The organism is Streptomyces sp. NPDC087270, assembly GCF_044744625.1.
Taxonomy (GTDB): Bacteria; Actinomycetota; Actinomycetes; order Streptomycetales; family Streptomycetaceae; genus Actinacidiphila.
The window spans coordinates 182,248-203,752 of the sequence record NZ_JBIUYR010000016.1 but is presented as its reverse complement, the minus strand read 5'-3'; the positions used below and the strand labels follow the sequence as shown (position 1 = coordinate 203,752).

Annotated in this window: 20 protein-coding genes and 1 pseudogene; 19 read left to right on the top strand and 2 right to left on the bottom strand. The window is 72.3% G+C overall.

What is annotated here, in order from left to right; genetic code table 11:
* The first annotated feature begins 190 nt into the window (after nucleotides 1-190).
* The 16 genes and pseudogenes from purS (at nucleotide 191) to ACIPAE_RS28785 (ending at nucleotide 18,474) form a co-directional block, all read left to right on the top strand.
* Nucleotides 191-442 (top strand): phosphoribosylformylglycinamidine synthase subunit PurS, encoded by a 252-nt coding sequence (gene purS, locus ACIPAE_RS28860; protein ID WP_328465768.1) that lies wholly within the window; start codon nucleotides 191-193, stop codon nucleotides 440-442.
* Nucleotides 439-1,143: a phosphoribosylformylglycinamidine synthase subunit PurQ gene (purQ, locus tag ACIPAE_RS28855; RefSeq protein WP_328465766.1), complete on the top strand. Its 705-nt coding sequence runs from the start codon at nucleotides 439-441 to the stop codon at nucleotides 1,141-1,143. The genes purS and purQ overlap by 4 nt, the downstream gene beginning before the upstream one ends.
* The gene (purL, locus tag ACIPAE_RS28850) at nucleotides 1,140-3,389 is read left to right on the top strand and encodes a phosphoribosylformylglycinamidine synthase subunit PurL (protein ID WP_329367689.1); all 2,250 of its coding nucleotides are present in this window, start codon (nucleotides 1,140-1,142) and stop codon (nucleotides 3,387-3,389) included. The genes purQ and purL overlap by 4 nt, the downstream gene beginning before the upstream one ends.
* Nucleotides 3,390-3,712: 323 nt before the next feature.
* Complete coding sequence (locus ACIPAE_RS28845) at nucleotides 3,713-4,045, top strand: hypothetical protein (protein ID WP_328465762.1); 333 nt, start codon at nucleotides 3,713-3,715, stop codon at nucleotides 4,043-4,045.
* Between the two features lie 48 nt (nucleotides 4,046-4,093).
* Complete coding sequence (locus tag ACIPAE_RS28840) at nucleotides 4,094-4,405, top strand: pore-forming ESAT-6 family protein (RefSeq protein ID WP_328465760.1); 312 nt, start codon at nucleotides 4,094-4,096, stop codon at nucleotides 4,403-4,405.
* 256 nt (nucleotides 4,406-4,661) lie between these two features.
* Complete coding sequence (locus ACIPAE_RS28835) at nucleotides 4,662-5,096, top strand: DUF6507 family protein (protein ID WP_329367692.1); 435 nt, start codon at nucleotides 4,662-4,664, stop codon at nucleotides 5,094-5,096.
* Nucleotides 5,093-7,441 (top strand): DddA-like double-stranded DNA deaminase toxin, encoded by a 2,349-nt coding sequence (locus ACIPAE_RS28830; protein ID WP_402449051.1) that lies wholly within the window; start codon nucleotides 5,093-5,095, stop codon nucleotides 7,439-7,441. Before ACIPAE_RS28835 ends, ACIPAE_RS28830 begins: the two co-directional genes overlap by 4 nt.
* Nucleotides 7,426-7,866 carry a hypothetical protein gene (locus ACIPAE_RS28825; RefSeq protein WP_402449049.1) on the top strand — a complete coding sequence of 147 codons (441 nt, stop codon included), beginning with the start codon at nucleotides 7,426-7,428 and terminating at the stop codon, nucleotides 7,864-7,866. Before ACIPAE_RS28830 ends, ACIPAE_RS28825 begins: the two co-directional genes overlap by 16 nt.
* Before the next feature lie 178 nt (nucleotides 7,867-8,044).
* The gene (locus tag ACIPAE_RS28820) at nucleotides 8,045-8,845 is read left to right on the top strand and encodes an immunity 49 family protein (protein WP_402449047.1); all 801 of its coding nucleotides are present in this window, start codon (nucleotides 8,045-8,047) and stop codon (nucleotides 8,843-8,845) included.
* 109 nt (nucleotides 8,846-8,954) lie between these two features.
* Nucleotides 8,955-9,266 (top strand): hypothetical protein, encoded by a 312-nt coding sequence (locus ACIPAE_RS28815; RefSeq protein WP_402449045.1) that lies wholly within the window; start codon nucleotides 8,955-8,957, stop codon nucleotides 9,264-9,266.
* Between the two features lie 75 nt (nucleotides 9,267-9,341).
* Nucleotides 9,342-10,748: a type VII secretion integral membrane protein EccD gene (eccD, locus tag ACIPAE_RS28810; protein ID WP_402449043.1), complete on the top strand. Its 1,407-nt coding sequence runs from the start codon at nucleotides 9,342-9,344 to the stop codon at nucleotides 10,746-10,748.
* 49 nt (nucleotides 10,749-10,797) lie between these two features.
* Nucleotides 10,798-10,911, top strand: a pseudogene (locus ACIPAE_RS28805) (hypothetical protein); the annotation flags it as partial.
* Between the two features lie 343 nt (nucleotides 10,912-11,254).
* The gene (locus tag ACIPAE_RS28800) at nucleotides 11,255-12,145 is read left to right on the top strand and encodes a type VII secretion protein (RefSeq protein WP_402449041.1); all 891 of its coding nucleotides are present in this window, start codon (nucleotides 11,255-11,257) and stop codon (nucleotides 12,143-12,145) included.
* Nucleotides 12,142-16,281, top strand: a complete 4,140-nt coding sequence (eccCb, locus tag ACIPAE_RS28795) for a type VII secretion protein EccCb (RefSeq protein ID WP_402449039.1) — start codon at nucleotides 12,142-12,144, stop codon at nucleotides 16,279-16,281. The genes ACIPAE_RS28800 and eccCb overlap by 4 nt, the downstream gene beginning before the upstream one ends.
* A gap of 29 nt (nucleotides 16,282-16,310) precedes the next feature.
* On the top strand, nucleotides 16,311-17,849 hold the full coding sequence (locus tag ACIPAE_RS28790; RefSeq protein ID WP_402449109.1) for a DUF6177 family protein: 1,539 nt from the start codon (nucleotides 16,311-16,313) through the stop codon (nucleotides 17,847-17,849).
* 112 nt (nucleotides 17,850-17,961) lie between these two features.
* The gene (locus ACIPAE_RS28785; RefSeq protein ID WP_402449037.1) at nucleotides 17,962-18,474 is read left to right on the top strand and encodes an NUDIX domain-containing protein; all 513 of its coding nucleotides are present in this window, start codon (nucleotides 17,962-17,964) and stop codon (nucleotides 18,472-18,474) included.
* 48 nt (nucleotides 18,475-18,522) lie between these two features.
* On the opposite strand, the gene ACIPAE_RS28780 is transcribed toward ACIPAE_RS28785, so the two are convergent.
* Nucleotides 18,523-18,741 carry a DUF397 domain-containing protein gene (locus tag ACIPAE_RS28780; RefSeq protein WP_366411509.1) on the bottom strand — a complete coding sequence of 73 codons (219 nt, stop codon included), beginning with the start codon at nucleotides 18,739-18,741 and terminating at the stop codon, nucleotides 18,523-18,525.
* A gap of 167 nt (nucleotides 18,742-18,908) precedes the next feature.
* A complete protein-coding gene (locus ACIPAE_RS28775) occupies nucleotides 18,909-19,022 on the bottom strand; it encodes a helix-turn-helix domain-containing protein (RefSeq protein ID WP_402449034.1) in 114 nt (37 codons plus the stop codon).
* 245 nt (nucleotides 19,023-19,267) lie between these two features.
* Between ACIPAE_RS28775 and ACIPAE_RS28770 the strand changes: the two genes are divergently transcribed.
* The 3 genes from ACIPAE_RS28770 (at nucleotide 19,268) to ACIPAE_RS28760 (ending at nucleotide 21,487) form a co-directional block, all read left to right on the top strand.
* Nucleotides 19,268-19,954, top strand: coding sequence for an IMP cyclohydrolase (locus ACIPAE_RS28770; protein WP_366411511.1), 687 nt, complete (start codon nucleotides 19,268-19,270; stop codon nucleotides 19,952-19,954).
* Between the two features lie 87 nt (nucleotides 19,955-20,041).
* On the top strand, nucleotides 20,042-20,245 hold the full coding sequence (locus tag ACIPAE_RS28765; protein WP_329367717.1) for a DUF4177 domain-containing protein: 204 nt from the start codon (nucleotides 20,042-20,044) through the stop codon (nucleotides 20,243-20,245).
* A 429-nt stretch (nucleotides 20,246-20,674) separates the two neighbouring features.
* Entirely contained in the window at nucleotides 20,675-21,487 is an 813-nt protein-coding gene (locus ACIPAE_RS28760; protein WP_402449030.1) for a sterol carrier family protein, read from the top strand.
* The last annotated feature ends 18 nt before the right edge of the window (nucleotides 21,488-21,505 follow it).

Here is a 21,505-nt window from a genome sequence, read left to right as displayed (position 1 = left end):
GCATCCGCGCCGCAAGCCTCTTCGCTTCGGGGACCTTATGTTTTCCGCCGCGGCTTTACCCAGATATTCTGCCAGCTGATATCCAAACGTGATCGGCGATCTGCGGCGGATGTGGTGGTGCGGTATATCTACTCGCGTAGATTTCCTCACCCGGTAGGCTGAGAGAACCTCACGCACCACACCATCGGGAGTGCCAGTGGCACGCGTCGTAGTCGACGTCATGCTCAAGCCGGAGATCCTCGACCCCCAGGGCCAGGCCGTACAGCGTGCGCTGCCCCGGCTCGGCTTCGACGGGATCTCCGACGTCCGCCAGGGAAAGCGCTTTGAGCTGGAGGTCGACGGCCCCGTCGACGACGCAGCGCTCGCCCGTATTCGGGAGTTGGCGGAAACCTTTCTCGCCAACACCGTGATCGAGGACTTCAATGTAAAGGTGGAGTCGTGACTGCGCGCATCGGCGTCGTCACATTCCCGGGGACTCTTGACGACCGCGACACGCAGCGTGCCGTCCGGGTGGCCGGCGGGGAAGCGGTCCCGCTGTGGCACCGCGACAAGGACCTGAAGCAGGTCGACGCGGTGGTTCTGCCCGGCGGGTTCAGTTACGGCGACTATCTGCGGGCCGGGGCGATCTCCCGTTTCTCGCCGGTGATGGAGTCGATCATCGAGCAGGCGCGGGCCGGAATGCCGGTGCTGGGGATCTGCAACGGTTTCCAGGTGCTCACCGAGGCACATCTGCTGCCCGGGGCGATGCTGCGCAACACCGAGCTGCACTTCGTCTGCCGTGACCAGAAGCTGCGGGTCGAGACCGGCGGCACCGCCTGGACCGCGGACTACGCGGCGGGCCAGGAGATCTCCATCCCGCTGAAGAACATCGACGGCCGCTACACCGCCGACGCGCGCGTGCTGGACGAGCTGGAGGCGGAGGGCCGGGTGGTCTTCCGCTACGCCACCGACGGCCCGGCCGCGGACGGCTACGGCAATCCGAACGGCTCGCTGCGCGACATCGCCGGGATCACCAACGCGGCGGGCAACGTGGTGGGCCTCATGCCGCACCCGGAGCACGCGGTCGAGTCGCTGATCGGCACCGGCCGTACCGACGGGCTCGGCTTCTTCACGTCGGTACTCAAGAAGTTGGTAAGCGCGTGACCCTCGATACGGTGAAGCACGCCGAGCAGACCCCTGACGTGGAGCTGCCGTGGAAGGCGCTCGGCCTCAAGGAGGACGAGTACCAGCGGGTCCGGGAGATCCTGGGCCGCCGCCCGACCGGGGCCGAGCTGGCGATGTACTCGGTGATGTGGTCGGAGCACTGCTCGTACAAGTCGAGCAAGGTGCACCTGAAGCAGTTCGGTGTGAAGGCCCCGAAGACCGACGCGCTGCTCGTCGGCATCGGGGAGAACGCCGGCGTGGTCGACGTCGGCGAGGGCTACGCGGTCACCTTCAAGGTCGAGTCGCACAACCACCCCTCGTACGTGGAGCCCTACCAGGGCGCGGCCACCGGGGTCGGCGGCATCGTGCGCGACATCATCGCGATGGGCGCGCGGCCGGTCGCCGTGGTCGACCCGCTGCGGATGGGCGCGGCCGACCACCCCGACACCAAGCGGGTGCTGCCCGGCGTGGTCGCCGGCATCGGCGGCTACGGCAACTGCCTCGGCCTGCCGAACATCGGCGGCGAGCTGGTCTTCGACGCCTGCTACCAGGGCAACCCGCTGGTCAACGCGGGCGCGATCGGCGTGATGCGGCACGAGGACATCCACCTCGCCAAGGCGTCCGGCGCCGGCAACAAGGTCATCCTCTACGGGGCCAGGACCGGCGGCGACGGCATCGGCGGCGCCTCGATCCTCGCCTCGGAGACGTTCGACGCCACCAAGCCGAGCAAGCGGCCCGCGGTGCAGGTCGGCGACCCGTTCCAGGAGAAGCTGCTGATCGAGTGCACGCTCGAGGCGTTCGCCGAGAAGCTGGTGGTCGGCATCCAGGACCTGGGGGCGGCGGGCCTGTCCTGCGCCACCAGCGAGCTGGCCTCCAACGGCTCCGGCGGCATGCGCGTCGAGCTGGACGACGTACCGCTGCGCGACTCCACGCTCTCGCCCGAGGAGATCCTCATGAGCGAGTCGCAGGAGCGGATGTGCGCGGTGGTGGAGCCCGCGAAGGTGGAGCGGTTCCTGGCCATCTGCGAGAAGTGGGACGTCATCGCCACCGTCGTCGGCGAGGTCACCGACGGGGACCGGCTGGAGATCTTCTGGCACGGCGAGAAGATCGTCGACGTGGACCCGCGCACCGTCGCGCACGAGGGCCCGACGTACGAGCGCCCCTACGCGCGGCCGGCCTGGCAGGACGCCCTGCAGGCCGACGACGCGGGCGCGCTGGCCCGCCCGGCCGGCGGCGACGAGCTGCGCGCGCAGGCGCTGCGGGTGCTCTCCTCGCCGAACGTGGCGTCGAAGGCATGGGTCACCGACCAGTACGACCGGTTCGTGCAGGGCAACACCGTGCTGGCCCAGCCCGAGGACGCGGGCATGATCCGGGTCAACGAGGAGACCGGGCTCGGTGTCGCCATCGCCACCGACGGCAACGGCCGCTACACGAAGCTCGACCCGTACACCGGCGCGCAGCTCGCGCTCGCGGAGGCGTACCGGAACGTGGCGGCGACCGGCGCGAAGCCGCTGGCGATCTCGGACTGCCTGAACTTCGGGTCGCCCGAGGACCCGGACGTGATGTGGCAGTTCGTGGAGGCGATCCGCGGGCTGGCCGACGGCTGCCTCCAGCTCGGCACGCCGGTGACCGGCGGCAACGTCTCGCTCTACAACCAGACCGGTGAGGCGGCCATCCACCCCACCCCGGTCGTCGCCGTGCTCGGCGTGATCGACGACGTGGCGCGCCGCACCCCGATGGCCTTCACCGACGAGGGCCACCTGCTCTACCTGCTCGGGGAGACCCGGGAGGAGTTCGGCGGGTCGGTCTGGTCGCAGGTCGTGCACGACCACCTCGGCGGGCTGCCGCCGGCGGTGGACCTGGAGCGGGAGCGGCTGCTCGGCGAGATCCTGATCTCCGCGTCGCGCGACGGCATGGTCGACGCCGCGCACGACCTGTCCGACGGCGGGCTGCTCGCCGCGGTCACCGAGTCCTGCCTGCGCGGCGGGCACGGTGCCCGGCTGGTCGTTCCGGACGGCCTGTCCGCGTTCACCTTCCTGCTCTCGGAGTCGGCCGGGCGCGCGCTCGTCGCCGTTCCCCGCTCGGAGGAGCTGCGCTTCACCGACATGTGCGGTGCGCGGGGTCTGCCCGCGACCCGGGTCGGTGTGGTCGACGGTGAATCCCTGGAGGTCCAGGGCGAGTTCACGATCCCGCTGGCGGAACTGTCGCAGGCTCACCACTCGGCGATCCCGGGGCTGCTGTCCTGATCGACCGTCACTTGCGGTGCAGGGGCGCCCACGCCGGGACTTCGGCGGGGGCGCCCTTGTCGTGTCGGCTGCTGCCGGCCGGCGGCAGCCGTGGCGGAGGCGGTGGCGGTCGTGGCGGCGGTGGTCGTGGCGGCGGTGGGTTCCGCGCGAAGCGGAATCAACCGGCGCTCGCCTGAGGGCAGTTCGTCGCGGAGCGTGCGCGCGTACCGACCTTCCGCTGTCACAGAACCGGTACAAGAACGGCGTTGCGGCTTCAACTCCGCCCGGCTTACGGTGAGTAAGGCTCTTGTGGCGTGCGGGTGCACCGTGATGAGGGGGGACACATGAAGTTCGACATGGGTGCCACGACCCTGGCAGACCTGACCAAGAAGACCACCGGTTCCAGTGAGGACCTCGGCGTACTGATCAAGCAGCTGGTGGCTGCCGCCGATCCGCTGGAGGGCAAGTTCAACGGCGCGGGCAAGGCGGCCTTCGACTCGTTCAAGTCCCGCGCCGACAGCATCACCAGTGACCTGAACGGTTCGCTGCGCGCCATTCTCGGCGGACAGACCGGCATGGACCGTTCGTTCGGAACCGGCGACGAGGAGCAGGCGTCCAACGCGCATCAGAACATGGGCTCCGCGAACTTCGACGCCGCCCGTTTCGGGGCGCGCTGACCGGACCCGCGCGCGAACGCGGGCACGTCGAGGAGGGGGAACACGACGATGGGAAGTTCCAGCGACCGCAGGTCGTACGACACGGACGCGTCCAGCGAGGTGCAGGGCGGCCTTCAGGGGATCATCAGCCGCCTGGAGCAGGTGCTGACCGAGCGCGACCAGGCGGTCAAGGCGGCGATGGCGGACTTCACGGCTGATGGCGTGTCAGCCGAGTACCACGGCAAGGAAGTTCGCTGGAACCGGGCGGCGGGCGAGGTGCGGGACATTATCCGGCTCGTGCGGACCACCCTTGAACAGAACGACGGTACGGCGCAGTCGACGGCCGCGCGGGCGAAGGCAGCGGTGGACGGGATCGGTTGACGGGACTGGTTGCCGGGGTCGGTTGACGGCGGCGGTAGGCGGGATCGGTTGACGGGTTCGGTTGACGGGTTCGGTTGGCGGGTTCGGTTGCCGGCGGCGGTAGGCGGCGCGGGCTGGCCAGGGCAGTTGATCGGGTCGGCGGACGGGGCCTGCTGACGGGGCCGGAGGCGGGAGCGCCGGCTCGGGGCGGCAGTCGGGGCCGGTCCGCGAGCCGGGCGTGCCGTGCGGCGGCGTCCGGAGGCACAGGGGGGAACTGATGGCGAAGTGGGACATCACGCCTTCGGGCGTCCAGAGCGTGCTGAACAAGGTGATCAAGGCCGCGGACGGGCTGAACGACGCCTCGACCGGCCTGGAGAGCGGTATCACCGGCGCCGCCGCGGCTGCCGGGACCATCAAGGCGGGTGACTACGAGAACGGGTACGCCGTTCTCAAGCCGGGCCAGTACGGGCCGCCGATGCCGGGCGCGGAGGGCCTGGTGGCCGCGGCGCTCGGCCAGTTCATCCAGGCCCACGAGAAGCAGCTCGCCTACATCGCCCAGCGCACCACCAACTCCCTCACCGGCGCGCGCGACGCGACCAACGAGTACGTCAAGGGAGACCTGGCGATGGCCGCGAAGGCGCAGCAGGAGGCGCTCAAGGAGCCGGTGATCCACATGCCGGGCGACGGCGGGGGCAAGGGGGACGCGAAGTGACGGCGGCACCCATCAACCCGGCGGAGATACCGCAGTTCACCGGCAGCCTCGTCCAACTCGAAGTGGAGATCGAGGACCTCAAGACCAACGCCGGGTTATGGCGGTCCTCGGGCTCCGACGTGGACACCCAGTTCCAGGGTCTGTCCGCGTTCTACAAGGCGCCCGAGGCGGACCAGTTGTTCGCCACCACCGCGCCGGTGGCCGCGAAGTCCGATGACTTCGCCACCCAGTTGGAGTCGGTGACCTCGGCGCTGGACGCGTACTCCACGGAAATCGGCCCGCTCACGGTCAAGCTGGCCCAACTCAAGCACCAGGCAACGGAGTTCGCGGCGAGCGTCGCGGGCGACCACCACTGGACCAACGACAGCAAGAAGGTCTCCCACAACAACGACCTGCGGCACGACGTGGACGTGACCGTGGCCGCGTTCTGGGCGGCCGAAGTGGCCTGCGCCAACAAGATCACCGCGCTGTTCGGCGGCACCCACTACATCCAGGACGACGGCAGCCACGCGCAGAACATGTACGGCATCGGAGCCAACGACCTGGACCACGCCTCGGAACTGCCGTGGGGCGACCACGTGGACCGCACGTACCGCTGGTACAACCCCAAGAAGTACGGCCACTGGGTGAAGTCGTTCGTCTGGGACGGCTTCATGGTCGACGGCGTGTGGGGCACGATCAAGGGCCTCGGCACGCTGGTGGGCACCGGCGGCTGGCACTCGATGGCCGAGGCGTGGACGAACCTGGCGAAGCTGGCCACCGGGCTGACGATCATGTCCTTCTCGCCCGCGCTCGCCCCGATCTTCCTCGCCACCCCCGGCAAGTACATGCCCAAGTGGGTGCGCGAGTCGCGCGACGCGGTGAAGAACACCGGCAAGGCGCTGGTCGCGTGGGACGAGTGGAAGAAGAACCCGGCCCGCGCGGCCGGTGCGGTCACCTTCAACGTGCTCACCGTCATCGCCTCCGACGGCGCGGGCAGCGCGGCGAAGACCGGCGCCGCGGCCAAGACGCTGTCGGTGGCGGCGAAGGCCGGGCGGATCGTCGACCCGATGACGTACATCGGCAAGGCGGGCACCTACGCGGTCGTCAAGGTCAGCGACCTGTTCAAGGGTGTCGGCGACGTGGACAAGATCACGCTGCCGCCGGACGTGGTCGAACTGCCGGACGGGACCGTGGCGATCCCGGTCAGCCCGGAAGGGCTCGCCGACGGGGTGCACGTGCCGGACGGGGTGCATGTTCCCGAGGGGGCGCACGCGCCGGTTGCGGGTGCGCCCGAGCACGCGATAGCCGATCCGACGAACCCGGCCGTGCACCTCCACCCGGACGGTGAACTCACCCGGCCCGACGGGAGTCAGGTTCCTCCGCCGCACGAGCCCAGTGCCGCCGAACGGGCGGCGGGGCACTCCGTGGAGCCGCCGGACGAGCCCCTCGCGTCCGGGGTGCCGCACGGCGCGAGTGGCCCGGACCGGCCGCCCGTCCTCGTGAGCGCCGGCGCCCACCCCGCGGCCGAGGCCGCCGCGCACGCCCCCGAGCCGCCCCCGGTCCGCCTCACCAGCGACGCCCCCGCCCCCCATTTCCCCGACGGCACCCCGCCCCCGCCGGAGCCCCACCTCCCGGGCGACGGCCCCCTCCCCCACGACCCATCGACCCAGGCAGCCCACGACCCTGCCCGCAGCCCCAGCGCGAGCCACGAACCACCGGGTGCACAGCCTGCCCACCACGAGCCGGGCACGCGGCCACTCGGGCAGGAGACTCCGGCCGGCCACGGCGGTGGACATGATGCCGGACAGGTCCCGCACCACCCGGGAGGTGGTAGCGATTCGTCAGCCGGAACGCATGACCCGTCCAATGAGCCGACCGGGGTCAACCACGAGGCCCCGGGGGCGGCCCACGATGAGAGCCTGGCATCGAAGGCGAATGACACACTCAGCGCGGTGGGATCGGTAGTTCATCCCCATGTTCCAGAATATGTAAAGGATGGACCAACTCGAGGGATCTTCAACGCCGGGGGTGCCGACGTTCCGCTTCGCAGCGGCGTCAAGGGTCCTGGGCAATGGTTCCACGAAGGAGACAACTTCCCCGGCGGTCCGAAGTCGGGCAGGACGTATGCAACGACTCATGTCGAAGGTCATGCGGCTGGAATAATGCGCGATCTCGAAATCGATGACGCCGATCTGTATATAAATCGTGATACCGGACCATGTGCGGTTGCGGGAGCTTGTCGATTCGTTTTGTACAAGCTCCTACCCAAGGACGCTACACTGAGAGTCCACTTCCCGGATGGCGCTGGTGGAATAACGACATGGATCTTCAAAGGAGGGCAGCCTCGATGGACGGTGGGGTAATGCAAACTTTCTACCTGAGGTACTGGAATCCGAGTTCTGGGCAGGAAGTGGCCCTCGATGTACAGCAGGTCGACGAAGTTGTGGCGTCGGTTGAGAGGGCTGCAGAAATCTATGGCAGCGAAGAATCTGATTCTCTGCCTGGTGTCGCGCTATGGAGCGAGGTGGACACTCCTGAGAACAGCCTGAATATTGGCGTCGCATCGGACGGGTGGGCCGTTGTTCACACCGACGAAGAGTTTTTTCAGGTGGCATCACATCGCTCCATCGGGTCGATGGAGGAGCTTCGTCGTGTCCGCTTCGATGATTTCATCGAAATTCCGGAGGTATGCTTCATCGACAAAACTGTAGCGCAGGAAGTGATCCATCATTGGATGATCTCGGGGGAACTTCTTGATGCTGCAGGGTTCTCCGGTGAACTTTACTGACGGTGTCCTTGTTAATTGCCCACCGCGCGAGCGATCCGTCCCATTTTTCATGGATCGCGACGCGGGGAGGCTTGTTATCGGCAATGGCGAATTAGAGGAGAGACGAGTGGGGGGCATGCCAAGGCATCGGAGCCGAGGTCCGCACAGTGAGAATTACGCGCGGCTCATGGTGGATTCCGTGCGGGATGAAATCGAATACATGGAGCACTCGCCGGTTAATTTTGGTGGGGCGATGAACACTGTTGAGCTGAATTTCAACGCCCAGTGTCTGCTGGACCCGCCTGGAGGCGGCATCGATACGTGGGAGGCTGCCGTTTGGGCGATGCAGGTCCACTCGGCTGTTTTTGAGTCTGCGACCGCTTCGGGTGAGAGCGTGGAGTGCCGGATCGGTGAGAAGGTCCGCCGCCTTCCGGTTTCCGGCCCGTGCTCTGCCGCCAACGCCGCCCGGTGGGTGAGCGCGTTCTGGTACGCGATCATCTGCCGTGAGCAGGAGCGGATGACCCGCCTGTGCGAGGTTCCGATCGAGTTGTTGCGTGAGTCGGAGCGGATCGGTGAGTTCGAGATCGACGAGTACGCCTACCACTGGGTGGACGCGCTCCAGCGCTACTGGCTGCGTCGGCCCGGCTTCGTGGAAACCCTGACCGAGGCGATCGATTTGTCGCATCCGGACGTCGCGACCGTCGCGGACCCTGAGGCGCTCAACAAGCTTCTCTACCAGCCGATCAACCTGTTCTACCGGTTCGTCACGCACAATGTGGACGGCTTCAACGACGCGTTGGTGGACGCGCTGGAAGCACACAAGTCGTACTGGACCGCCGACGAGGACCGTGCGAAGAGTACGTCGGGGAACGTGCCGATCGGCGTCCTCGCCGTCGCGTGCCTCGCCTACGACGGCGAGATCCCGATCCGCGTGAGGTCCGACTACCTCCCCATCAAGCTCCTCGACCGCGCCTGGGTGGGGGAGTTCCCGACCGTGTAGGCGAGACGGACGCGGGCGGGACCGATCCCGCGGATGCCCTCGACGGGTGGGTCGGCCATCGATCAGACTTGCTGTAATCGGGTGACTTCGAGGCGTTGGACGGAAGAGGATGGCCGCGCAGGACTATGACAGTCAGTTGCTCGAATCGGTCTCCGTGCGGCGGAGGCGGATGCGGGACGCGCTGCTGTTCGGGGTGCTGCGGGCGCGGCGGACGGCAGACGAGCGGGTGGGGAAGGCGGTCGCGGGGCTGGTGATCGCCGCCGTGCTGTGTGCGGGCTGCGTCGGCTGGTCGTTCGTCTCGCACCGTCTGATCGGCCACCTCGGGACCACCACGCCGGCACCGACTTCGACGGCGCCGGCGGTGCCGAGCGCGTCCGACCCCCCGTCCGGCACCCCGTCCGCCACGGTGCCGTCGCCGTGACGGATGTCCGTCCGAGCCACAACTGCCCCCCGAGCCAGGAGAGTTGCGAGCAGACTGATGCCGACGGGACACGCAATGACCGCTGACGGTGCCGACGGCGCCGGGATATCCGTGCGGAAGGCCGCCGGCCCGGGTCCGCGGGGCGGCAGGCTGAGCCGGGTCAGCCTGGTGGGAGCCCGGCGCCGGATGGACCTGGTGCTGCCGTCCGACGAACCGGTGGGCCGGCTGCTGCCGGACATCATCGAGATGCTGGACGACCGGGTCGCCACGCAACCGATGCTCCGTCAACTCGTCACCTCCGACGGCTCGGTGGTGCCCCACGACGGCACCCTGCGCGACGCCGGGGTGATGGACGGCACGGTGCTGCGGCTGGTCCGGGTGCAGGACGTGCCCTCGGCGCCGGTGGTGCACGACGTGACGGACGAGGTCGCCGAGGACCTCGACGTACGCGCCTGGCGGTGGAGCCCGCAGGCGCGCCGGATCACGGCCGGGGCCGCCCTCGTCGGCTGGCTGCTGGTCGGCGGTCTGCTGGCCCGGGTGTCCTACGCGCCGTCCGCCGTGGCCGCGACCCTGCTGGCCCTCGGCGCCGTGCTGGCCGTGGCGGGCGCGGTGGCCGGGCGCGCGGGGCGGCGCGGGGCGGCCACGGCGTTGATCACCGCGGCCGGACCGCTGGCGGCGCTCGGCGCGTGGACGCTGGGCGACGCGGAGGGCTGGAGCGCGGCCGGCAGCTTCGCCGGGGTCGCGGTCATGGTCCTCGCCGCGCTGCTGCTGCTCGGCGCGTTCACCCCGCTCGGCCGCGCGGGAGTGCTCGGCGCGGTGATGGTCGGGGTGGTCGCCGCCGTGGCGGAGGCCGCCGCTGCCGCACAGCACGGCGCGGGCACCGCACCGCGGCAGGCGCACACCGGCGCCGTGCTCGCGGTGGTCTGCGTGGTGCTGCTCGGTGTGCTGCCGCGGCTGGCGCTGTCCTCGGCCGGTCTGACCGCGCTGGACGACGAGCGGGCCGACGGTGCCTCGGTCAGCCGGCACCGGGTGGCGTCGGCGCTCGACGCCGCCCACCGCGGGCTGGTGCTGGCCACGGCGGTGGTCGGTGGCGGCGCGGCGGTCGCGGCCGTACTCGCGCTGCGGACGCCCACGGTCTGGACGGTGCCGCTGGCGGTGATCACCGCGCTGGTGCTGGCGCTGCGCTCGCGGGCCTATCCCCTGGTGACCGAGGTGGTCCTGCTGCTGCTGGCCGCCGCGGCCGTCGCCGTGCGCGGCGCGGTGCTGTGGTCGGACCGGTCCGGCGCCGCGGGCGCGCTCGCGGGGTGCGCGGTACTCGGGGCCTTCCCGCTGGTACTGCTGGCGGTGGAGCCGCCCGAGCACGTCCGGGTCCGCTTCAGGCGGCTGGCGGACACCGCGGAGGCGGCCGGCGTCATCGCGCTGTTCCCCCTGCTGGTCGGGGTGTTCGGGGTGTACGGGCACCTGCTGGACACGTTCGCGTAGGTCTTCGCGCGGTTCACGGAGGAGGTAGTTCGGTGGCGTCGCAGGACGACTGGCAGGCAGGCGTGCTCAACGACCTGGTCGCACAGGGGGTGCCCGACGGGCGGGGTGGTCCCCCCGGCTCCGCCGCGCCCAGCTCACCCGCGCCCGCCTCACCCGCGCCTGCCTCACCCGCGCCTGCCTCACCCGCGCCTGCCTCACCCGCGCCACCGGCAGGACCCGCGGGAGCCGTGGCACCGGCAGGAGCCGTGGCACCCGCAGGACCCCCGACCCCGTCCGCGCCACCCTCCGCACCGCCCGCCCCGCGCGCCCCCGCCCCCGGCCCGTCGTCCGCCCGGGCACCCGCGCCGGCCGCCTCGCGCCCGCCCGGCCCCACCGCACCCACCGCACCCACCCCACCCTCCGCCGCCCCCGAGCCCACACCGGTCCCCGGCGCAGCCACCCGCCCGGCCCGCCGGCCCCTGCACGGCGACCCGCCGCTGCGCAGGGTCCTGCGCACCCTTCGGACCGTGCTCGGCTCGTCGGCGGCCCGCGGGGTCGCCGACGCCACCGCGACCGCCGAGCAGGTCCAGCAGCCGGTGACCACCGGCCGCCAGATCGTCGTCACCAGCATCCGCGGCGGCGCCGGCAAGACCACCGTGGCCGCGCTGCTCAGCCGTACCTTCGTGCACTACCGGCACGACCCGGTGCTCGCCATGGAGGCCGACTCGGCCCTCGGCACCCTCCCGACCCGGCTCGGCGCCACCTCGGTGCGCTGGACCTGCGCCGACGTGGCGGGTCTGGTCACCCCATCCATGCGGCTGACCGACATCACCGGCTACCTGGTCGCCCTGGACGACCGCGGCTGGCTGCTGCCCGGCAGCCGCGGCGACATCGGCGCCCCCGTGGACATCCCCACCTACCGCACCGTGGTGATGGCGCTGCGCCGCTTCTTCGCGGTGACGGTGGTGGACTGCGAGACGCTGCCCGGCGAGGTGGCGCGTACCGCCCTGGTCACCGCGCACGCGTGCGTACTGGTCGCGCCGGCCACGGTGGAGGGCGTCGCGTCGACCGCCACGGTGCTGGCCTGGATGTCGTCGCTGCCCAAGCAGGTGCTGCGCGGCACCGTGGTCGCGCTGACCTGCTCGGCACCCGACCAGGTGCTCGATGTCCGGCGCGCGGAGCGGGAGTTGCGCGAGGCGGGCGTGGAGGTGGTGGTGATCCCGTACGACCGGCACCTCGCCGCGGGGGGCGTGATCTGCGCGCCCCTGCTCGGCGCGGAGACCCGGGTCGCCGCCACCCGGCTGGCCGGGATCGCGCTCGACCGCGCGGTGGGCCGGGGCGCCGGCGGCGAACCGGCGGGCCGCCGGACACCGGTGGACCAGCGCGGGCAGGCCCGGACCGAGGACCGCCGGCCGTGACGCAACGGATCGTGCACCGGCCCGCACGCACGTCGAGCCCCCTCCTGCGTGACGTCCCCCGGGTCGTGGAGGCGCCGCCGAACCTGCCCGAGGGCAAGGCCGGCAGCCCCGCCACCGCGCTGCTGCCGCTGGCCGGCGTGGTCAGCTCGGTGGTGATGATGACCGTCATCCGCAACAGCCAGTTCGCGGCGATCGGTGCCATCGTCCTGGTGCTCGCCGTGTGCGGCGCGCTGGCGCTGTTCCTGTCCCAGCGCGGCAAGGCGCAGCGCACCCGGCGCACCCAGCGCGAGCGGTACCTGGAGTATCTGGAGGAGCTGCGCGAGGAGTTGGGCGCGGCGGAACGGCGGGTACGGGACCGGGCGCGGGTGCTCGACCCGCCGCCGGACGCGCTGTACGACATCGTGCGCGACCCGGCGCGCGCCTGGGAACGCCGCCGGCTGGACCGGGACTTCCTCCAGGTGCGGATCGGCACCGGCAACGTGCCGGTACGCGAGCTGGTGCTCGGCAAGGGCGGCTCGGGCGTGCTGACGCCGCCCGACCGGTTCATGCTCAACGAGGCCGGGGCGCTGCTCGCCCGGTTCTCCCGGGTGGCCGACTTCCCGCTGACGGTGCCGCTGGACCGGGCCGGGAACGTCAGCATCGTCGGGGACCGCGAGGACGTGCTGCGGGTGGCGCGGGCCCTGCTGGTCCAGACGGCGGCGCTGCACGCGCCCGACGACGTGGGGATCGCGCTGTCGGTGCCCGGCGGCCGGCTGCCGGAGTGGGAGTGGGCGAAATGGCTGCCGCACGTCCTGGAACCGGACGAGGAGGACGGCCCGGTGCCCGCCCGCCGGATCGCGCCCTCTCCCGAACAGCTCGCCAAGGTGCTCCGGCGCGACCTGGTCCGGCGCGCCTCCTACACCGCCGAGCTGCGCCGCGGCCTGTCCGACCAGGACGCGCTGCGGCGCACCGCCCGGCTGCTGGTGTTCAGCGACGAGTACGGCGGTCCGGCGGTCGAACTGCCGCGCCCCGACATGGCGGTGGCGCTGCGGGACATGGGCGTCACCGTGGTGCACCTGCTGGCCGAGCACCTGCACGAGCCGGACGAGGTGACCGTACGGATCACCGTGGACGGTGACCACCTGTCCGTAAGGGACCTGCGCGCGCCGGGCGCCGACGGGCCGGGGGCGGAGAGCGCGGCCTCGGCGGCCGTGCCGGGTGCGGGGAACGCGGGCGGTACGGGCGGCGCGGGTGGATCGGCCGGCGGGCGCGCGGAGGAGGCCGGCGGCGCGGTCGAAGGGACGGCCGACCCGGTGACCGTCGCCGGCGCCGAAGGCATCGCCAGGCTGCTCGCACCGCTGCGGCTGTCGGAGGAGTCCGTCGACGACGGCACGCCGATCTCCGGAGCGGTGGACTTCCCCGCACTGCTCGGCGTGGCCGACCCGGCCGCCCTCGACCTGGCGCGGATGTGGGCGCCACGCGGTGAACGGGACTTCCTGCGGGTGCCGATCGGCCTGGACGACCGGCATCGCCCGGTGCTGCTGGACCTGAAGGAGTCCTCCCAACTCGGCATGGGACCGCACGGGTTGTGCGTCGGCGCGACCGGCTCCGGGAAGAGCGAGCTGCTGCGCACCCTGGTCCTGGCGCTCGCCGCCAACCATCCGCCGCAGGACCTGGCCCTGGTCCTGGTGGACTACAAGGGAGGCGCCACCTTCGCGCCGTTCGCCGAACTCCCGCACGTCGCAGGGGTGATCACCAACCTGGAGAACCAGGCTGGCCTGGTCGAGCGGGTCCACACCAGCCTGGCCGGCGAGGTCAAACGCCGCCAGCAGGTGCTGAAGGACGCCGGCAACGTGGCGGACATCGGCCGCTACGCCGCGCTGCGCGCCGAACGCCCCGAGCTGGAACTCGAACCGCTGCCCCACCTGTTCGTGGTCATCGACGAGTTCGGCGAACTCCTCACCGAGAAGCCCGACTTCATCGACCTGTTCCTGTCGATCGGCCGGATCGGCCGGTCCATCGGGGTGCACCTGCTGCTGTCCAGCCAGCGCATCGAGGGCGGCAAGCTGCGCGGGCTGGAGACCTACCTGTCCTACCGGCTGGGGCTGCGGACGTTCTCCGCGGACGAGTCGCGCACCGTGCTGGACACCCCGGACGCCTTCCTGCTGCCGTCGCTGCCCGGCTTCGGCTACCTCAAGGTGGACACCTCCACCTACCGCCGGTTCAAGGCGGGTTACGTCTCCGGCGCGCACCGCCGTACGGCCGTCGCCGACGCGGCCGAGGAGCAGCCGCTGGCGTACCGCTACCCGACGTACAACGTCTCCGCGGCACTGGGCGGCCCGCTGCGCGGCGACGACGCGGAAGGGGCACCGGACCAGGAGCAGGACCGTGCGGCCGCGACCGCGCTGGACAGCGGCCCGACCGTACTGTCGGTGATGGTGGACCAGTTGCGGGAGGCCGGCACCCCCGGGCGGCGCATCTGGCTGCCGCCGCTGCCCGCGGCGGTCGCCCTGGACGCCGTCGCCGGCCCGGTGGAGGTGACCGGGGACGGGATGCGGCTGACCCGGCCGGCCGGAGCGATGCGGGTGCCGCTGGGCCTGCTGGACGATCCGGCCCGGCAGCGGCGCGGGCCCTGGGTGCACGACCTGACCGTCGCCGGCGGGCACACCGCGGTGGTGGGCGGCCCGCAGTCCGGCAAGACCACGCTGCTGCGCACCCTGGTGCTCTCCCTGGCGCTCACCCACACCCCCCGCGACGTGGCCGTCTACTGCCTCGACCTGGCCGGCGGCGGCCTGTCGGCGCTGACCGGCCTGCCGCACGTCGGCGGGGTGGCCGGCCGGTCGGACCCCGAGCGCTGCGCCCGCACGGTCGCCGAGGTCCGCGGCATGCTCGCCGCCCGCGAGCAGCTCTTCCGCCGGCAGGGCATCGACTCCGTGGACCAGCTGCGCCACCTGCGCTCGGCCGGCGGGCTGTCCGAACTCCCCAGCACCGAGGTGGTGTTGGTGATCGACGGATACGGCACCCTGCGCGAGGAGTTCGACGCCCTGGACGACGGGGTGGCCGACCTGCTGAAGCGCGGCGGCGGCTACGGCATCCACGTGGTGGCCGGCATGCTCCGCTGGAACGACGTGCGGATCGCCAACCAGTCGCTCTTCGGCAGCCGGGTGGAGCTACGGCTGGGCGACGCCACGGATTCCGCGATCGACCGCCGGCTCGCGCAGACCCTCGGCGCCGGTGACGCCGGCCGGGCCCTGACCGACGGCCGGCTGTTCGCGCAGGTGGCGCTCCCGCGCATCGACGGGCGCGCCACCGCGGAGGCCCTGGCCGCCGCACTCGGCGACGCCACCGCCACCATCCGCGCCACCTGGCACGGTGAACCGGCGCCCGCGGTACGGGTGTTGCCCGCCAGGCTGCCCGCCGCGAAGCTGCCCTCGGCCGCCTCAGAACCCGCGGCGATCCCCCTCGGCGTCGACCAGGACGCCCTCGCCCCGGTGCTGCTCGGCCTGTTCGAGCGCGACCAGCACCTGGTCGTCCTCGGCGACGACGAATGCGGCAAGACCAACCTGCTGGCCCTGGTCGCCGCCCAGTTGATCGAGCGGTACTCCGACGACGAGCTGGTCTTCGCGGTGTTCGACCCGCGCCGCGGCCTGCGCACCGCAGTTCCCGAGCCGTACCGGGGCGGCTACGCGTACAACGTCCGCCTCTCGACGGGCCTGGCGGCCGGCATCGCGACCGAACTCGACAAGCGGCTGCCCGACGAGGCCGCTCAGGACGCGCTGCACCCGCTCGGCGACGGGCCCGGCTTCGACGGTCCGCGCATCGTGCTGCTCATCGACGACTACGACATCCTCACCGCCGCCGGCCAGCAGCCGCTGGCGCCGTTCCTGCCGTACCTGCCGATCGCACAGGACATCGGCCTGCACGTGGTGCTCACCCGCCGGGTCGCGGGCGCCTCCCGCGCGCTGTACGACCCGTTCCTGACCGCGCTGCGGGAGACCGGCGCGACCGCGCTGGTGATGGCCGGCGACCGCGCGGAGGGCCAGCTCTTCCCGGGCGTGTACGCCTCCGCGCAGCCGCCTGGCCGCGGCCTGCTGGTGCGCCGCGGACGCGCCCCGCAGCTCGTCCAGACCGCCCTGGCCGAGCAGGAGGCACCGTGACCAAGGACATCGTCGTCCTGACCCCGAAGATGCCGGACGCCTTGCGGCTGCTGGCGAGCCTGTACGCGGGCGGCCCCGACCAGTACATGACCGGTGACGCCGAGGGAGCCGTGATCCAGCTGACCGGGCCCGACGGCCGGCCGCTGGTCTCCGTGGAGGCGCCGGTACTGGTGCAGGTGGCCGGAGAGGTCGAGCGGCTGCTCGGCGCGAAGGCGGCTCGCCGGGCCGGGCTGACCGGTGCGCACCGGGGCAGGCCGGTGTGGTGGACCGAGGTGCGTGCGTCCACCGCCGTGCCGGACGCGGCGGCCCTGGCCGGCTCCGTCGCGGGCCGGCTGGCGCTGCTGCTGGACGGGGTGTGCCATCCGGCCGGGGCCGTACGGTCGTTGGGCGTGGTGCGGGTCGGCTCGCGGCCACCGGCGCGGGTCGGTCCCGGCGACGGTCCCAGCGAGGGCGAGGGCGAGGACGAGGGCGAGGGCGAGGGCGAGGGCGGCGGCGCGGCCACGGTCGGCGGGAGCGCCGGCGACGGCGCTGACGTCGGCGCGGAGGTGTCCGCGGCGGCCGCGCCACCGGGCGCGCTGCCCGCGGTGGACGTGGCCACCGCCACCACCGCCGTCGTCATCGGGGACCGGCCGCTGGTCTCCTTGTCGGCGTGGCTGTCCGACGTCCTGCGGGCCTGCGCCGAGACCGACCGCGCCCTGCAGATCGTGACCCCGCCGGGCACCCGGATGAGCATGCTCACCCGGTTCGCGCTCACCGGCGCACCCAACCGCTGGGTGGTGGGCGACTCCTCGGGCTACTACGACGGCCTGTCCGGCGCCGAACTGCACTGGAAGGACGGCACCTTCGCCGCCATCCCCACCCCGGAGGGCACCGGGCGGCTCGCGGACGCGTTCCGTCCCGCCGGGCCGACCGCCGACCGGCAGCTGAGCCTGTCCTTCCACACCGTCCACCCGCCCGAGGAGGACCTGCTGCTCGGCGGCGCCGTGGAAGCCGCCTGGCAGGCGCTGACCGGCGCGCCGCCGACCGGATGGGGCACCGCGGAGCCGGTCAACCTGCCTTGGTCGCGGCGCCAGTTGACCGATCTGGCCCGCGGCCGAGCGCCCAGGCCCACCTTCCTCGCCGTGGTCGGGCGGCCCGAGCGCCCGGCGGTCGCGTCGGTCCGGGTGACCCGGGTCGGAGGCGGCGTCGAGCAGGATGTGACGCTCGTCCTCGGCTACGGTCCCGGCGACGCCCTCCCGCTGGACCGCATCGCGTCCCTGGCCGGCACCCTCGTGGCCGAGCACGGACTGGTCACCATGCTCGCCGCCGTCCGCCCGGCCACGCGCGACCTGACGGTGCCCGCGGTCTTCGAGGCCCCGCCGGTACCGGTGTCCTTCACCCTCGGCGCGGCCGGCGTCGCCGACGTCACCCTCACCCGCGCCCGCCGGCCCCCACTGGAGATCGAACCGCTCCAACTGGGCTCCTCCGTGGCCCCCGCCCTGCACTACCCGCTCGGCGACGGCACCGATGCCGAGGCATGGCAGTCCCTGCACATCCTCACCGAACACCTCGCCGTCGCCACGCCGTAGCGGGCCGGTGCGTCGCCGCACGAGCGACGGGCCTTGTCGGAGGCGGCTGTTACGGTCGGCCGTCGGTCGGGCGGCGCGGTGCTCGCCGTGTGGACGAGGGAGGTCGGGGCCCGTGGGGGAGAGGGACGCCGAGCCGCAGGACGCGGGGCCGGTGGCGTACGGGGCGATGACGCTGCTGGCGGCCGCGGTGGTCGTGCACGACCGGAAGAAGGGGCGGGTGCTGCTCCTGCGGCGGGGGCCGGGGGCGCGCTACGGCGACGGGCTGTGGGACCTGCCGGTGGGCAAGAGCGACCCGGGGGAGCCGATCACGCGCACGGCGGTGCGCGAGCTGTACGAGGAGACCGGGGTGCGGGTGGCGCCCGAGGACCTGGCGGTCGCGCACCTCGTCCACGGCGCCCACGGCGTGCAGTCGCCGAACGGCTATCTCACCGTGGTGTTCGCGGCCCACCGCTGGACCGGCACCGCCGAGAACCGCGAGCCCGGCAAGCACCGCGAGGTCCGCTGGTGCGACGTCGACGCGGTCCCGGAGCGGTTCGTCCCCAGCACGGCCCGCGCCCTGCGTGCCTACCTCGGGCGCGGCCCCCTGCTCTCCGAACACGGCTGGCCCGCGGCGCCCGCGGAGTAGTGCCGGCAGCGGCGGCGCGACGGTTCACGACCGGGGCAGGCCGTACCGTCAACCGATCGGCAGATCACCGGACTTGAGCGCGCGGACGAACGAGGTCCAGGCGGCGGGGGTGAACGTGAGGACAGGGCCCTCGGGGTCCTTCGAGTCGCGGACGGGCAGCACCGCCGGGTTGCCGTCGCCGACCTCGACGCAGTTGCCGCCACTGCCGTTGCTGTACGACGACTTGCGCCACTCGACGCCGGGGCCCAGGTCACGAGCAGTGGTCATGGTCTGCTGTACTCCTCCGCCACCGACGAGATGAGGTTGAGGGACGCCTCCGGCGACAGCGCGACGGCCCGCGCGTAATCGTATGCCCGCTGGTGTTGGGACAGGTCCAACTGGGGTCTGCGGATGGCGGTTTCGAGCTGACCGATGTACGCGGCGGAGCAGAAGACTCACTCGCCGAGCTGGCCTTGGGTCAGGCCGGCCGCCTCGCGCAGGCGGCGCAGCTCGGAACCGTAGAAGCTCTGCGGGGATTCGTAGGGACTGAGGTTCTTCGGCTGGGTCATCGGACCACCGTTCCTCGCGAGTTGGAGCTCAAGAGGAGTGGAGACCGTGGCACCGATGAGCGTAACTACGCGGTGGGCGCTGCGTAGTGCGCTCGGCGGAACGGGGGAGGCGCCCCGGGGCGCGTGGGAGCGTGACGGCGCGAACCGCGCGCCGGGTTCGCGCCGCCGGAGTGCGGTGACTGCGGGTAGTACGTTGCCCCCTCGGACGTGCCGCGCGGGTGGCGGCGGATGAGGAGGCGGTGGGCGTGGAGGCGCTGGGTCAGGTGCTGGCGGGGAATCCGTATCCGGGGCGCGGGGTGGTGTGGGCGCGGACCGGGGACGGGCGTTGCTGCGGGGCGTACTTCCTCACGGGCCGCACCCGTGCCTCGCAGGCGCGCGAACTGCGACGCGGCGACGGCGAGTTGGTGGTCGCGGCGACAGAGGGCCCAGGCGGTGACCCGCTGCGGCACTACGTGGGCGCGCGGGAGCGCGGGGAGTGGCTGGTGTACGGCAACGGGGAGCAGGTCGCGGAGGTCGCCGGGCGGCTGGACGAGGGGGCCGAGCCGCTCCGCGCGCTGTCGGGGCTGGCGTACGAGCCCGATCCGCCGATCCACACGCCCCGGATCACGGTGGTCGCCCACGGTTCGACCGGACGGGCCTGGCTCGGCGCGGCCCGGCGCGGTGCGGGTGGCCGGGAAGCGGCCGACGTGCTCACGCTGGCGGTCGGCGCGCTCGCCCCGGGCGACGCGGTGCTGATGACCACCTACCGTTCCGACGGCCGTACGGTCGCCACCGCCGAGCCCTACGTCGACACCGCGACCCGGGCGAACACCCCGGCCGAGCTTGCCGCCGAGATCTGGGACGTCCTCGCCCCCGAACTCCGCGTGGCCCTGGCCGTGTTCGAGCCCGGCAACCTGGAGGGCGCCCTCCTGCGACAGCGGCAGCCGGAGTAGTGCCGCAACCTCCGGGCCGCCCGAGTGCGTCAGCAGGTACGACGTGGCACTTACGCAGTACCGGGAAACCACCGAGAAAGGCCGGACATGTACGAGTACAAGGTCGTCACCTTCCGCGAAGCGCTGATCGGGGACGCGCTCGACAGCGACAAGTTGGAGAAGGTGCTCAACAAGCACGCCGAGGACGGCTGGGCGCTGAAGGACATCACGTCCGGCGAGGTGAAGGGCCGGATAGGCCCCGGCGCGGTCGACGGCCTGCTCATCACCTTCGAACGCCCCCGCCAGGGCTGAGCGCCCGGCGGGAGGAGGTCCGCGCGGCTGCGCTCGTTGTCCGAGTTGCCTGAGTACACAGGCATCGGTGAGCGTGGCCGCGTGGTCACTTTCGGTCGCCGACCGTCTGCACGATCAGAAGCCGAGCGTGACGATCCGGGCACAGGGGGTACGGGGGGCCGCCGTGGACGACCGGCCGCAGGCGTGGGAGCGAGGGGGACTCCTTCCGGAGGAGTGCGAAGTCCTCGCCGACGCGGCCCGCGATGTCGAGGGTCTCCGCCTTGCATTCGTCGGCGGAAGGTTGGGCGCCAAGACGGTGCCGGACGCGGTTCACACGGCGATCACGATGTGGCTGCTGCGGCAGCGCATGCAGCAGCAGCCGCAGTGGGATCTTCATACAGGACAAGTGGACCGAAGGGGCCGCGGCACCCGAAAGCTAAGCTCGGGGGTATGCCGACCCCCGGGGAGAGCCGCCGCCGTGTCCGTACGTATGAGCCCACGCGGACGTGGGGAGCGTTGCGCGCGCAGGTGGGGCATGTGCGGGTGGCCGCACGGGGGTTGACCGGGGAGCAGTGGAAGTGGCCCTCGGGGCTGCCGGGTTGGGACGTGCGGCTGCTGGTCGTGCACATCGTCCGGCAGGTCGAGGCGATGGGGACGATGCTGGCGGCGGAGCCGCCGGCGGCCGGGGCGAAGACGGTCGGGCTCGACACCTGGGCGCTGTCCACCGCGGGAATCGCGGAGAAGCTGGACGCCGCGACCCGGGCGGAGGAGGCGCGGACCGCCGATCCGCTCGTGGCCCTCGAAGCCGCCGCGGAGCAGCTCGCCGCGCTGGAGGCCGAGGCGACCAGGGCCGACCGGCTGGTGCCGAGCCCGTTCGGCCCGATGCGGGCGAGCGACTTCCTGGTGACGCGGCTGGTCGAGCTGGTCGTCCACAGCGACGACCTCGCCCGCGCCACCGGCATCGAGGTCGGCTTCGACCGGCACGCGGTCGCCGGGGCGGTACGGGTCCTCGCGGACGCGCTCGCCGCGAAGGCGCCCGGGAACTCCGTGGAGGTGCGGGTGCCGCCGTATGCCGCCGTGCAGTGCGTGGAAGGGCCGCGGCACACCCGCGGCACCCCGCCGAACGTCGTCGAGACCGACCCCGTCACCTGGCTGCGCCTGTCCACCGGGCGCACCTCGTTCGCGGACGAGGTCGACGCCGCCCGCGTCTCCGCGTCCGGCGAGCGCGCCGACCTCGCGGCGTACCTCCCGGTCCTGGGGTAGCTCCTGCCCGGTCCTGGG